This is a genomic window from Rhodobacteraceae bacterium M385, assembly GCA_025141835.1.
Taxonomy (GTDB): Bacteria; Pseudomonadota; Alphaproteobacteria; order Rhodobacterales; family Rhodobacteraceae; genus Gymnodinialimonas.
Window position 1 is genome coordinate 1,866,734 of the sequence record CP081102.1, and the last position, 12,126, is coordinate 1,878,859.

A 12,126-nucleotide genomic window follows, 5' to 3' on the forward strand; every position below is an offset into this window, starting at 1 on the left:
GAGATCCGCCGGCGCTTTTTTGAATTGCCGCCAGAGGCGACGATATATTTGGCCGCCCTAGGGCGGCGGAAGGGGCGCTGCCCCTTTGCGCATCAAGATGCGCATACCCCGGGATATTTGAAGAACGAGGAAGCAGGGGCACATGATCGGGCCCCTGCGTGTTGTTTGGGCCTATTTCTCGGGGATCAGGCCACGGGGGCTGAAGCGCAGGACCAGGAGGAGCACGAGACCCATAGTCAGAAGGCGCATATGGGCCGCGCTGTCGAGCAGGTGTTCACGCAGCCAATAGCCGTCTTCCATGCCATAGGTGATGCCCTGCATCAGCATCAGGCCAAGGGGTTCGACTTGAACCCAAAGCCACCAGATCAGAAAACCGCCGAGGACCGCGCCCCAGTTGTTGCCCGATCCGCCGACGATCACCATGACCCAGATCAGGAAGGTGAAGCGCAGGGGTTGGTAGGTTCCGGGGACCAATTGGCTATCGAGCGTTGTCATCATGGCGCCCGCGATGCCGCAGACGGCGGAACCGAGGATGAAGATTTGCAGGTGGCGTTGCTTCACGTCCTTGCCCATGGCCGAGGCGGAGACCTCGTTATCGCGGATTGCCCGCATCATTCGGCCCCAGGGGGAGTTCCAAGCCTTCTCGGACAGCCAGATCAGCAGGCCGAGGACCGCAAGGAACAGGGCCGCGTAGAGGAGTTTCACAGTCAGGGTCGAGGCTGTGACCGGATCGGCGCCAATGTTGGCTGCGAAGTCAAGGAAGCCGTTGCTTGCTTGCAGGTCTACCTCATAGGGGACAGGGCGTTCGATCCCGATGACGTTTTTCACGCCACGCGCCAGCCAGTCTTCGTTCTTGAGCACGGCGATGATGATTTCGGCGATGCCAAGCGTGGCGATAGCAAGGTAGTCAGACCGCAGACCAAGAGCGGTTTTGCCGATGATCCAAGCCACGCCTGCGGCCAGAAGGCCGCCCACGGGCCATGCCAGAAGCACAGGCAGGCCCAAGCCACCGAGGAAGCCGGTGGAGGCAGGGTTGATCGCCTCTACCGCTTCGGTGCCGGCGTCAAAGACACGGCGAAAGATCGCGTAGCCGATGATCAGGAAGGCAAGGATCACGAGACCTCGGAGCCGGCCCTTGGGCAGCGCACTCCAAAGCAGGATCGCGCCGACAATCGTGCCTGCCCCAAGCAACAACCCAAGGATTGTTTGCAAGCCGCCTGCGGCCCAGGCCTCGGGCACCGGATCGACCGAGATCAGAACCGTGGCAAGGCCGCCCAGGGCCACGAAACCCATGACGCCCACGTTAAAGAGGCCCGCGTAGCCCCATTGCATGTTCACGCCCAAGGCCATGATGCAGCTGATCAGGCCCATGTTGAAGATTGTCAGGGCGGTGTTCCAGGATTGCAGGAAGCCCGTGCCAAGGAACAGGACCGCGACCAAAGCGAACAGAAGGATGTTTTTGGTATTCACGCCCGAAGTGGCGGCGGATGTGGCGGGTGCGGTTGCGTCGCTCATACCGATTTCCCCTTCATGATGCCCGTAGGCTTGAACAGCAGCACGATCAGCAAGATCCCGAAGGAGACCGCGAATTTATAATCGGTGGAGAGCAGTTGCAGCAGCCCCTCTGGCTGCCAACCCTCTGGCCCGAGGTAGCCCACGACCTTGCGGAAAGCATATGTGACGCCAACTTCCGAGAAAGCGATCAGGAAGCCGCCCAAGATCGCGCCGAGGGGATTGCCCAAACCACCGACGATGGCCGAGGCGAAGATCGGCAGAAGAAGCTGGAAATAGGTGAAAGGTTTGAAGGATTTATCCAACCCATAGAGCACGCCCGCCGTGGTCGCCAGTGCCGCCACGATGATCCAAGTCACCAGCACCACGCGATCGGGGTTGATGCCAGACAGCAGCGCCAAATCCTCGTTATCCGAGAAGGCGCGCATCGATTTACCGGTGCGGGTGCGGTTTAGGAACCAGAACAGCGCCGCAACCGCGACGATCGCCACAACGATGGTAATGCCCTGGGTGGTTCGGAAGGCAAGGCCCTCGTCCAGCCCCGTCATGTCACGGAAATCACGGGCGCGGATGATGAACCGCTCACCGTCGGAAAACCGCTGATCGTCCACGCCGATCAAGAAGCGCACGATGCCGTTCATGATGAACATCACCCCAAGGGAGGCGATCACCAAGATGACCGGTTTGGCCTTTTGTTCGCGGTAGAAGCGATAGACGACCCGGTCCGTGCCGATCATCATCGCGGCGGTGACTGCGATGCCAAGGGGGAGGGCCAACAGCGCCGTGGGAAGCGGCCCAAAGGACACCCCCGCCGCCTGCAAACCCCATGTGCCGAAGATGGTCACCATGGTGCCGAAGGCCATCGTGTCGCCATGGGCGAAGTTCGAAAACCGCAAGATGCCATAGATCAAGGTAACGCCAAGCGCCCCCAATGCCAGTTGAGCGCCATAGGCGGTTGCGGGCACGATAACGAAGTTCGTCAGTGCCACGAGCGCGTTGAGATAGTCCACGCAATGTCTCCCCTTGGTTTGCCGCACCTTATGGTGGTGCTTGCATCGGTATTTGGTAACGCGCATGGGCGCAGTTGGCCAGAAAAAGCGAGGCTAAAGCGCCTCGCAGGTGCCAAAAATGGTGATGGTTCGGGCCGGGCCCTCGGACCCGTGGATGGAAACGGTCGCAAGGCCGTCTTGGGTGATGGTCAGCAGCTCTCCGATAGCGTGTTCTCCGGCGCTGGCATAGTCGGCCGAGGTGGTATTGCCCGGATCAAGGCGGACGACCGGACGGTCCCCGGCGAGCGAGGATAAGAACAGCTCTCCGGCGTGATCGGCGGCGATGACTTCATAGGTGTCGTTGATGCTGAAACAATCTAGGTTTTCGCACTGGACGGTCATCTGACAGGCCCAAGGCTCTGCCGCTGCACCCAAGGGAAATAGGGCGAGGGCACAGGCCAGCGGCCAAAGGCAGGGGCGGTGTTGTTTCACTCGCTCTGCTCACAGGTGCCAAGGCCGGTCACAACCCGCGTGCCCGCTTGCGGCTGATGGCCCGTCACCACCACATGGCCGGTGCTGTCGAAAGTTACGATCTGGGTCGATTGGGCACGGTCATTGCGGAACAACAGTGTGCGCACGCGGACCTGTTCCACGGCATCCTCAGCGGGTAGGTAATCCCCGATCAATTCATAATCCGAGGGCAGGTCGGCGTTCCAGTTCACCTGCCAATTTTCCTCGCCCTCAACAATCGTAATCTGTTGGTCCCAATCGCGGCACGCACCCGTGTCAGGGCACAGGATATCTAACACGCAGGTCCAATTGACCGGCGCCTCTTGTGCCTGAGCGCTGAAGGGCAGGGCGCAGAAAAGGGCGAGGGTGGCAACGCGCATTGGGCGGCTCCTTTTGAGAGGAAAGGCAGGGGGCGGAAGGGTCATGTGGCGGGCTCACATGTACCGAAATAAGTGACCGATTGAACGCCCCCGGTGGCAGAGAGGTCTTGCTGCGTCATCACCGCCGCGCGGTTGGGGGCGATGGTCAGCAAAACGGTGCTTGTGTCCGAGGTCTGGAACAGCGCGCCCATGGCAGGGGCGGTTAGGTGCGACAGGGGCGTTCCGGTTACCTGTTGATCCTGAACGGAAAAACTCAAGATTCCCGAGGCGTTCTCGAAGCTGAAAGGCACGCCGGGGTGGGTTTGGCAATCGGTTTGCGGGCTGCAAATGGTGGTGAAGGTGCAATCCAACCCGTTGGCCGTGGCCGAGGTGGGCAGCAGGAAAAGAAGAAGCGCGGCGGCTCTCATTGGGCCTCACACGACAGAACGAAATATTGCGGACGCAGCGCGGGCGCATCGGATTGAGGATTGGTAGTTTGGACGTGAACCGCGAAGCGGCGGTGGCGACCGTCTGGCGCGAGATCGACCAGAAACTCTCGCCGGAAATCGCTCAATTGGGGCAGGGGCAGCGCGTCTTGAAGTGCCGCGAAACGGTCGATCTGGCGGAGATCGCCCTCGTTCCGTCCCATGTGGGTTTCGGTCCCGTCGATGACCACCAGCAATTCCCCCAAAGCGGGCGTCGCGCCACAGGCGCCGGTGTCGGAGCAAGTCTCGGTCATGACACAGATGCCGCGATAGACCTCGGGCGTCAGATCCTCAAGCGCAGCCAAGGCGGGCGCCGCACAGCACAACGCCGCCGCCATGGCCGTGGTCAAGCCAGCCCCCATGCCCCTAGCCCCCAAGGAAGCTTTTGCGCACCTCCGGATCGGCAAGCAGTTCCTTACCCGTTCCGGTGAACGCATTGCGGCCCTGCACAAGAACATACCCTTTGTCAGCAATCTCAAGGGCTTGGCGGGCGTTCTGTTCCACCATCAATATCGGAATGCCGGTGCGTGAGACCTCGATAATGCGGTCAAACAACTCGTCCATCACAATGGGGGAAACGCCAGCGGTCGGCTCATCCAGCATCAGAACCTTGGGCTTTGTCATCAACGCGCGGCCCACGGCCACCTGCTGACGTTGGCCGCCCGAAAGCTCTCCTGCGGCTTGGTTGCGCTTTTCACGCAGGATCGGGAAAAGGTCGTAGACCTGCTCCATTGTCTGGCGGAAATCGTCGCGGCGGATGAACGCGCCCATCTCAAGGTTTTCTTCCACCGTCATCGAGGTGAAGATGTTCGAGGTTTGCGGCACAAAGCCCATCCCCGCCGCAACGCGCGCTTGCGGGCTAAGGGTGCTGATGTCCTGCCCGTCCAGCAAAACGCGGCCTTGGCGCAGGTTCAACATGCCGAAAACGGCTTTCATTCCGGTGGATTTACCGGCCCCGTTTGGCCCCACGATTACCGCAATCTCGCCGGGGTTCACGGCGATGGTGCAATCGTGCAAAATGTCGGGCCCTTGGCCGTAACCCCCTGTCATTGCTTCACCAATCAGGAAGGGATGTTCCCCGTCCACAGCAACAGGCTTGCCGCTTTTGCGGATCGGATCGCCCATGGAGGGCGGCGCGGCTTTGGTGATGGAGCGGTCTTTGTTGCCGCGATCGTTCTGGTATGGATCAGCGCTCATGCGTCCGCCCCTTCGAGCTGGTCTTTGTTCTTCAGGCCGGTGCCCAGATAGGCCTCGATCACGGCGTCATTGGCTTTGATCTCGTCCAGCGTCCCTTCGGCCAGCACTTTGCCTTCAGCCATACAGATCACCGGATCGCAGAGGCGGCCGATGAAATCCATGTCGTGTTCAATCACGCAGAAGGTGTAGTTGCGTTCTTGGTTGAGGCGGATGATCGCGTCGCCAATGGTGTTTAGCAGCGTGCGGTTTACGCCTGCGCCGACCTCGTCCAGAAACACGATCTTGGCGTCCACCATCATGGTGCGGCCCAGTTCCAGCAGCTTCTTTTGCCCGCCCGAAATCTGGCCCGCTGGTTGCTCGGCCAAATGCTCAACCGTCAGAAATTCCAACACTTCATCGGCTTTGGCGCGCAGGGCGCGTTCTTCATCGGCAATGCGTTTGCGGCCAAACCATGTGTTCCAAAGCGTCTCGCCCGATTGGCCCTCGGGGACCATCATCAGATTTTCGCGGCAAGTCATGGTCGAGAATTCGTGGGCAATTTGGAACGTGCGCAACAGCCCTTTGCTAAACAACTGATGGGGCGGCAGGCCGGTGATGTCTTCGCCATCCATCACGACGCGCCCCGAGGTCGGCGGTAGAACACCCGCGATGACGTTGAACAGCGTCGTCTTACCCGCGCCGTTGGGGCCGATAAGTCCGGTGATAGAGCCGGTTTCGATCCGCAGGCTTGCGCCATCCACGGCATGGAAACCGCCGAAATGTTTGTGAAGGTCGTGGACTTCGATCATGGGCGTCCTTCCGAGCTGCCAGCCAAGACAGCCCTTAAATCAGAAAAAGAGCAGCCCGGTCGTGTAAACCGGGCCGCCCCTATATCAATGGTAGATCAATTAACGGTAGCCAGCGACCGTCAGCTCACCATCAACGATCTCGATCTCACGGTAGTTGCCAGCGGATTCGCCGCCACCGATGAGGTCCACGGCCGAGGCACCGACGTAGTCCACGTCTTCACCGTTGGCGATCATCTCAAGCGCCATGCCAAGCTGGCCGGGCAGGATCTCGGTGCCCGGTGCGTTGGCGACGTTCATGATCTCGCCCATGTAGTCGGCGGCGTTGCGGGAGTCAGCGGCAGCCATGGCGAGCATGATCAAAGCGGCGGCGTCATAGGATTCCGCGGAGAAGGGCGAAGACCCGTCAAAGCCCGCTTCTTCAGCCATCGCTTGGTAGATGCCAGCGCCTTCAGAGTCGGTGCCGGGGTTCTGACCGAAAGAGCCGTCGATGTCAGAGCCGAAGTTGTCGACCAGTGCTTGCGAAACCATGCCGTCTGGGAAGACGAAGGTATCAAACGCGCCGGTGTCCAGTGCCGCCTGAATCACGCCAGAGCCGCCTTGGTCCACATAGCCTGCAACAACAAGTGCGTCGCCGCCGGCGGACGCCAAAGCGCCAACTTCAGCGGAGTAATCCGCGCGGCCATCTTCGTGGGCGGCGGAAAGCGTCACGGTGCCGCCCGCTTCTTCAAACGCGGCCGAGAACGCGTCGGCCAGACCTTGGCCGTAGTCGTTGTTGGTGTAGGTCAGGGCAACGGTGTCGATGCCACGCTCCATGATGATTTCAGCCATCACAACACCTTGGCGGGCGTCGGACGGCGCGGTGCGGAAGAACAAGCCGTTGTCTTCAGCCGTGGAAAGGCCGGGGGATGTCGCGGAAGGCGAGACCATGACCATGCCGTTTGGCAGGGCGACGTTGGCAAGGATGGAGCCGGTCACGCCTGAGCAATCGGCGCCGACGATGCCGTGCACGCCATCGGATGTGATCAGACGCTCGGCAGCGGCTTGCGCGGCAGAGCTGTCAACGCAGGTGCTGTCTGCACGTACAGACGTGACGGACGCGCCGCCGAACAATGCGCCAGAGGCGGTGACTTCGGCCATCGCCAGTTCCGCGCCGTCGCCCATTGCAGGTGTGATCGATTCAATCGGACCGGTGAAGCCGAGGATCACGCCAAGGGTCACGTCGCCTTGGTGGCCGTCAGCAATTGCAACGCCTGTCAGCGCCATGGATGCGGCGGATGCCAGCAAAAACTTTTTCATTACTTTACTCCCTGATCTGGGCATTTTTGCCCTTGATGGCGGGAACTCTAGCCGCGGTTGTTTAAAAGGGAAAGGGGGTAATCGGGGGTCCATATCGGGACCAGTTTCGCTAGGGTTTAGAACGCTCTGCGGGTGATTTGGGGCAGGTTGAGGTATCGGCATTCGTCATGTGGTCTTGCGCCGGGGGGACGGATTTGATCGACTGCGCGCAATGCCCCCTTGGGGGGCTCGACACGCCCGCTCGCCCGAAAGGAACTCTGCCTATGCCCGCCGATCCAAACCCGATCAAAGCTGCCCTTTCTGAAGGCAAAATGCAGCGGGGCCTGTGGTTGAACCTGCCCGGCATGGTAACAGCGGAGATGGCAGGGAACGCAGGCTTTGACTGGTGCCTGATCGATGGAGAGCACGGCCCCTGGGACCCTGCGGCCATCCGCGCGCAGCTTATTGCCCTTGCCGCCACGCCAACCCCTGCCGTTGTCAGGGTGCCGGTGGCTGAGGAATGGATTATCAAACAGGCACTTGATCTGGGGGTACAGACCTTGGTGGTGCCCATGGTGAACTCAGTGGAAGAGGCGCAAGCCGTCGTCCGCGCCTGCCGCTACCCGCCCGAGGGGACGCGCGGCATGGGGGCGATGGTGGCCCGTGCCGGGCGCTTTGGCGCAACGTCAGGCTACCCCGCCACGGCCAATGACCAGATTTGCATCATCGTCCAAGCCGAAAGCCGCGCCGCGCTGGATAATCTAGAGGCGATCACCGCGGTAGAGGGCGTTGACGGCGTGTTCATCGGCCCTGCCGATTTGGGGGCCGACCTGGGCTTTCGCGATGATTTGGCCAATCCCGAGCTATGGGAAACCATCGAGGGCGCCATCGCCACTATTCGGGGCGGCGGAAAGGCGGCGGGCATCATCGTCAGCGGTGCCGAGATGGAGGCCCGCGTGATCAAAGCGGGCGTGACCTTCCTTGGCTGCGGCGGCGATGCGGGCGTGTTGCAAACGGGCCTTGCGGGTTTGGCCGCCCAATGAACACGGCGCAAGACATGATCCGCATCGCGCACGGTGATGCCGAGGCGCTGATTGACCCGCGCGTCGGCAACATCCCCCATTGGCAAGTGTCGGGCCGGGTGCCGTTGCATGTGGCCCCTTGGCGCGATGAGCCTGAGGTCCAAGACGACACCAACGTGGCGCTGGTCGATAAACGACTGGCGGGCGATTTCCTGTGTATGCCGTTCGGGCGTGACGACGTCCATGGCGGGCCAATCCACGGCCCCACCGCCAACGACCCTTGGGAATTGGTCGCTCACGATGCGGCAACGGCCCGGTTTGCACTCAGCACCGGGGTTCTGGGGGCCCATGTCACCAAAGAGGTGCGCCTTGTCGGTGCGTCGTTGCTGACCACCCATGTGGTGGACGGCGGCAGCGGTGACGTGACCTTTGCCCATCATCCCATGACCCGCATGACGGAGGGCGGGCGGCTGTCCTTCAGCCCCAAACGCGCCGCCCTGACCGACCCCACAGCGCAGCACGAAGGCGCGAACCTCTGGGCGCTGAACCAGTTGCGTGGCGATCTGGATTTGGACGCCGAGGATGGCAGCCAGTGGAACCCCGGCACCTATCCCGCCGGCCACGTGGTGGAGGATTTCTGCACATTGGTCGAGGCCCGCGGCGCAACGCTCGGCTGGACCTGCGTGATGCGCAATGCGGAAGACGACATGGTGATCGTTCTGAAAGACGCACAGGTCTTACCGATCACGATGCTATGGATCTCCAACGGCGCGCGCGACTTCCCGCCTTGGAACAGCCGCCATACGGGTGTTCTGGGTATCGAGGATGGTTGCGCCATGGGTGGAGAGGGGCTGGCAGCCGCCTGCACCGACAACCGCCTGACGGCCATGGGCGTTCCCACCTGCCTGAGCCTGGGGCCGCGCCATGTGATCCGCCACGCCATGGTGTCTCTGCCGCGCCCTCCCGGCTGGTCCGAACTGACAAAGGTCACGCTGGAAGGCGGCCATTTGCAATTGACCGAAGCCGGGGGCAGTTCCCTCGCTATTCCGTTCCCGGAGGATCACTTTGACTGACCGCATGATCTGGATTGATGGCGATGCCTGCCCGGTAAAGGAAGAGGTGTATAAATGCGCCTACCGCCACAATATCCCCGTAAAACTGGTGGCGGGCGGCTACCTGCGCCACCCCGAGCATCCGCTGATTACCATGGTGATGGCGGGCGATGCCTTTGACGCCGCCGATGACGTGATCGCCGAAGGCGCGGGGCAGGGCAGTCTGGTGATAACGGCTGATATCCTTCTGGCCGAACGCTGCCTGAGCGAAGGGGCCGTGGTACTTAACCATAAGGGAGAGGCGTTTACCGCCAACTCCATCGGGGCGCAGGTCGCGACCCGTGCGATCATGGCCGATTTGCGTGCGGGACTAGAGGGGCAGGCCATCGGCGGGCAGAAACCGTTTTCCAAAGCGGACCGATCCGCGTTTTCCAATGCGCTGGAAACCGCCCTGCGCAAGCTGTAACCCCGCGTTGCGGTGCCGGAGACCGCTTGAAATAGCTGCAAAAGAAGCGTAGGTGCGCCTCTTCTGTTTAAGGTGGCTCTCATGTCCTTCACTCTCGCCATTGTTGGCCGACCCAATGTCGGCAAATCCACGCTGTTCAACCGGCTCGTGGGCCGGAAGCTGGCGCTGGTCGATGACCAACCCGGCGTGACCCGTGACCTGCGCGAAGGTGCGGCGCGTCTGGCGGACTTGCGGTTCACGATCATCGACACGGCGGGACTTGAAGACGCCAACGACGACAGCCTTGAAGGGCGCATGCGCCGCCTGACGGAACGTGCTGTGGCCATGGCCGACGCGACGCTGTTTGTGATGGACGCGCGCGCGGGCGTGACCGCCAACGATCTGGTCTTTGCCGATATCCTGCGCAAATCCGGCCGCCCCGTGGTGCTGGCCGCCAACAAAGCAGAAGGCAACGCCGGCCAGTCGGGCCTTCTGGACGCGTTCTCTCTGGGTCTTGGCGAACCTCTGGCGCTTTCCGCCGAACACGGCGAAGGCATGGCCGACCTCGCCGCCGTCCTGCGCCCCCTGATCGAGGGGATGGAGGAAACGGAAGAAGCCGAAACCGATGTGGATGTGGAAGGCGAAGACCGCGTTATCACCGCCACCAAACCGCTACAAATCGCGGTCGTCGGCCGCCCCAATGCGGGCAAGTCCACGCTGATCAACCAGATCATTGGCGAAGATCGCCTCCTGACCGGACCCGAGGCCGGGATCACCCGCGATGCCATCGGCCTGCCATTCGAATGGGACAACGTGCCCATGCGGATCTTCGACACGGCCGGTATGCGAAAACGCGCCAAGGTTCAGGAAAAACTGGAGAAACTCTCGGTCTCCGACGGGCTTCGTGCGGTCAAATTCGCCGAGGTCGTCGTGGTCCTCCTCGATGCCGCGATCCCGTTCGAAAGCCAGGACCTGCGCATCGCCGACTTGGCAGAACGCGAAGGCCGCGCCGTGGTCGTGGCCGTGAACAAATGGGACCTGGAGCCTGAGAAGCAGCAAAAGCTCAAAGACCTGCGGGTCGGGTTCGAAAAACTGCTACCGCAACTGCGCGGTGCCCCTCTGGTGACGGTCTCTGCCAAAACCGGCAAGGGCCTCGATAAACTCCACGCCGCGATCATGGAAATTCACGAGACGTGGAACACCCGCATCTCCACCGCGCGCCTGAACCAATGGCTCTCCGCCATGATCGAGGCGCATCCGCCGCCCGCACCGGGCGGTCGCCGGATCAAACTGCGCTACATGACCCAAGTGAAAACCCGGCCCCCGGGCTTCGTGGTCATGTGCTCTCACCCGCAACTGCTGCCCGAGGCCTACTCACGCTACCTGGTCAACGGCCTGCGCGAAGACTTCAACATGCCCGGCACGCCGATCCGCCTCTACATGCGGAGCCAAGCGGATGATAACCCGTACAAAAACCGCAAGAAGTCCATCCCCTCGCGGCTTAACAAACACGTCAAAAAAGGCCTGACAAAGAAGAAGGATTAACCCCCGCCCCCCCACTCGGGGCGCTCCCTCCTTCATCTTGGCCATACAACTCCGGGGGTCCCGGGGGCAGAGCCCCCGAACAACGTCACTCGGGCAGAGCCCCCGAACTATTTTCCAACGGGCAGAGTCCCCGGACAGTGCCACTTGGGCCGCGCCCCAAAATGGTTTCGCCCGCACATCGCACGGGCGACCCAAATCAGGCGTTCGCTTCGCGGATCTTATCCGCCGCATCCTTGTCGTAGCCAACGCCGTTCTCGGCAAACAACGTGTCCAACTCGCCCGACAGCGTCATCTCGGTGATGATATCGCAGCCCCCCACGAACTCACCCTTCACGTAGAGCTGAGGGATCGTAGGCCAGTCCGAGAAATCCTTGATCCCTTGGCGCAGCCCCTCATCGGCCAGCACGTTCACGTCGGCAAAATCCACGCCCATGTAATTCAGCACGCCAGCCACGCGGGACGAGAACCCGCATTGCGGCATCTCTTTGGTGCCTTTCATGAACAAAACCACATCGTTCGTGGTGATCGTCTCTTTGATCTGAGTTTCTGCGGTCATAGCATTCTAGTCCTTTGGTCATCGGCACGGGGCCGTGCGCGAAAAAGATGGGTCCGCACAGAGCGGAGAAACAGGGCAAACGGTCCGAACGCAGCAATCGCAATCGCCGTGTTCAGGCGGCGCATCACTCCGGCGCCTTGGTCGTCAGGGCCAGCGCGTGCAATTCGCCCGCCGCACCGTCCATTTTGCCCTTTAGTGCTGCATAAACAGCGCGTTGTTGCTGGACGCGGTTCTTGCCGCGAAAGCTCTCGTCCACGACCATTGCGGCCATATGAACGCCGTCATTGCCCGAGACTTCAATCTTGGCATCGGGAAAAGTCTCACGCAGGAGCGCTTCGATTTCAGGGGCTTGCATCGGCATGATCAAATCCTTGGTTGTCGGAATAAAATG

General features: G+C 61.5%; 15 protein-coding genes. 4 read left to right on the forward strand and 11 right to left on the reverse strand.

Features of this window, described 5'->3' with window-relative positions:
• Positions 1 to 171 precede the first annotated feature (171 nt).
• From K3728_09145 to K3728_09185, 9 genes are all read right to left on the reverse strand, one after another.
• Entirely contained in the window at positions 172 to 1,515 is a 1,344-nt protein-coding gene (locus K3728_09145; GenBank protein UWQ97356.1) for a branched-chain amino acid ABC transporter permease, read from the reverse strand.
• Complete coding sequence (locus K3728_09150; GenBank protein ID UWQ97357.1) at positions 1,512 to 2,522, reverse strand: branched-chain amino acid ABC transporter permease; 1,011 nt, start codon at positions 2,520 to 2,522, stop codon at positions 1,512 to 1,514. The genes K3728_09145 and K3728_09150 overlap by 4 nt, the downstream gene beginning before the upstream one ends.
• 93 nt (positions 2,523 to 2,615) lie before the next feature.
• Positions 2,616 to 2,993 carry a hypothetical protein gene (locus tag K3728_09155; GenBank protein ID UWQ97358.1) on the reverse strand — a complete coding sequence of 126 codons (378 nt, stop codon included), beginning with the start codon at positions 2,991 to 2,993 and terminating at the stop codon, positions 2,616 to 2,618.
• Positions 2,990 to 3,391, reverse strand: a complete 402-nt coding sequence (locus K3728_09160; GenBank protein UWQ97359.1) for a hypothetical protein — start codon at positions 3,389 to 3,391, stop codon at positions 2,990 to 2,992. The genes K3728_09155 and K3728_09160 overlap by 4 nt, the downstream gene beginning before the upstream one ends.
• Positions 3,392 to 3,432: 41 nt before the next feature.
• Complete coding sequence (locus tag K3728_09165) at positions 3,433 to 3,798, reverse strand: hypothetical protein (GenBank protein UWQ97360.1); 366 nt, start codon at positions 3,796 to 3,798, stop codon at positions 3,433 to 3,435.
• Positions 3,795 to 4,217 (reverse strand): hypothetical protein, encoded by a 423-nt coding sequence (locus tag K3728_09170; GenBank protein UWQ97361.1) that lies wholly within the window; start codon positions 4,215 to 4,217, stop codon positions 3,795 to 3,797. The genes K3728_09165 and K3728_09170 overlap by 4 nt, the downstream gene beginning before the upstream one ends.
• A 4-nt stretch (positions 4,218 to 4,221) precedes the next feature.
• Positions 4,222 to 5,052, reverse strand: coding sequence for an ABC transporter ATP-binding protein (locus K3728_09175; GenBank protein ID UWQ97362.1), 831 nt, complete (start codon positions 5,050 to 5,052; stop codon positions 4,222 to 4,224).
• Complete coding sequence (locus K3728_09180; GenBank protein UWQ97363.1) at positions 5,049 to 5,840, reverse strand: ABC transporter ATP-binding protein; 792 nt, start codon at positions 5,838 to 5,840, stop codon at positions 5,049 to 5,051. The genes K3728_09175 and K3728_09180 overlap by 4 nt, the downstream gene beginning before the upstream one ends.
• A gap of 99 nt (positions 5,841 to 5,939) precedes the next feature.
• On the reverse strand, positions 5,940 to 7,136 hold the full coding sequence (locus K3728_09185) for an ABC transporter substrate-binding protein (protein UWQ97364.1): 1,197 nt from the start codon (positions 7,134 to 7,136) through the stop codon (positions 5,940 to 5,942).
• A 263-nt stretch (positions 7,137 to 7,399) separates the two neighbouring features.
• Between K3728_09185 and K3728_09190 the strand changes: the two genes are divergently transcribed.
• The 4 genes from K3728_09190 (at position 7,400) to der (ending at position 11,179) form a co-directional block, all read left to right on the forward strand.
• Entirely contained in the window at positions 7,400 to 8,158 is a 759-nt protein-coding gene (locus K3728_09190; GenBank protein ID UWQ97365.1) for an HpcH/HpaI aldolase/citrate lyase family protein, read from the forward strand.
• Entirely contained in the window at positions 8,155 to 9,210 is a 1,056-nt protein-coding gene (locus tag K3728_09195; protein ID UWQ97366.1) for a hypothetical protein, read from the forward strand. Before K3728_09190 ends, K3728_09195 begins: the two co-directional genes overlap by 4 nt.
• 4 nt (positions 9,211 to 9,214) lie before the next feature.
• Positions 9,215 to 9,655: a YaiI/YqxD family protein gene (locus K3728_09200; protein UWQ97367.1), complete on the forward strand. Its 441-nt coding sequence runs from the start codon at positions 9,215 to 9,217 to the stop codon at positions 9,653 to 9,655.
• Between the two features lie 81 nt (positions 9,656 to 9,736).
• Positions 9,737 to 11,179, forward strand: a complete 1,443-nt coding sequence (gene der / locus K3728_09205) for a ribosome biogenesis GTPase Der (protein UWQ97368.1) — start codon at positions 9,737 to 9,739, stop codon at positions 11,177 to 11,179.
• A gap of 196 nt (positions 11,180 to 11,375) precedes the next feature.
• On the opposite strand, the gene grxD is transcribed toward der, so the two are convergent.
• Positions 11,376 to 11,735 (reverse strand): Grx4 family monothiol glutaredoxin, encoded by a 360-nt coding sequence (grxD, locus tag K3728_09210; protein ID UWQ97369.1) that lies wholly within the window; start codon positions 11,733 to 11,735, stop codon positions 11,376 to 11,378.
• A gap of 124 nt (positions 11,736 to 11,859) precedes the next feature.
• Positions 11,860 to 12,096 (reverse strand): BolA/IbaG family iron-sulfur metabolism protein, encoded by a 237-nt coding sequence (locus K3728_09215; GenBank protein ID UWQ97370.1) that lies wholly within the window; start codon positions 12,094 to 12,096, stop codon positions 11,860 to 11,862.
• Positions 12,097 to 12,126 lie beyond the last annotated feature (30 nt).

What these genes read in the sequence shown, in the direction of transcription:
- K3728_09145 (UWQ97356.1), bottom strand. Translation starts at nt 1,515, where the DNA reads ATGAGCGACGCAACCGCACCCGCCACATCCGCCGCCACTTCGGGCGTG.
- K3728_09160 (UWQ97359.1), bottom strand. Translation starts at nt 3,391, where the DNA reads ATGCGCGTTGCCACCCTCGCCCTTTTCTGCGCCCTGCCCTTCAGCGCT.
- K3728_09165 (UWQ97360.1), bottom strand. Translation starts at nt 3,798, where the DNA reads ATGAGAGCCGCCGCGCTTCTTCTTTTCCTGCTGCCCACCTCGGCCACG.
- K3728_09170 (UWQ97361.1), bottom strand. Translation starts at nt 4,217, where the DNA reads ATGGGGGCTGGCTTGACCACGGCCATGGCGGCGGCGTTGTGCTGTGCG.
- K3728_09175 (UWQ97362.1), bottom strand. Translation starts at nt 5,052, where the DNA reads ATGAGCGCTGATCCATACCAGAACGATCGCGGCAACAAAGACCGCTCC.
- K3728_09180 (UWQ97363.1), bottom strand. Translation starts at nt 5,840, where the DNA reads ATGATCGAAGTCCACGACCTTCACAAACATTTCGGCGGTTTCCATGCC.
- K3728_09185 (UWQ97364.1), bottom strand. Translation starts at nt 7,136, where the DNA reads ATGAAAAAGTTTTTGCTGGCATCCGCCGCATCCATGGCGCTGACAGGC.
- K3728_09190 (UWQ97365.1), top strand. Translation starts at nt 7,400, where the DNA reads ATGCCCGCCGATCCAAACCCGATCAAAGCTGCCCTTTCTGAAGGCAAA.
- K3728_09195 (UWQ97366.1), top strand. Translation starts at nt 8,155, where the DNA reads ATGAACACGGCGCAAGACATGATCCGCATCGCGCACGGTGATGCCGAG.
- K3728_09200 (UWQ97367.1), top strand. Translation starts at nt 9,215, where the DNA reads ATGATCTGGATTGATGGCGATGCCTGCCCGGTAAAGGAAGAGGTGTAT.
- der (UWQ97368.1), top strand. Translation starts at nt 9,737, where the DNA reads ATGTCCTTCACTCTCGCCATTGTTGGCCGACCCAATGTCGGCAAATCC.
- grxD (UWQ97369.1), bottom strand. Translation starts at nt 11,735, where the DNA reads ATGACCGCAGAAACTCAGATCAAAGAGACGATCACCACGAACGATGTG.
- K3728_09215 (UWQ97370.1), bottom strand. Translation starts at nt 12,096, where the DNA reads ATGCCGATGCAAGCCCCTGAAATCGAAGCGCTCCTGCGTGAGACTTTT.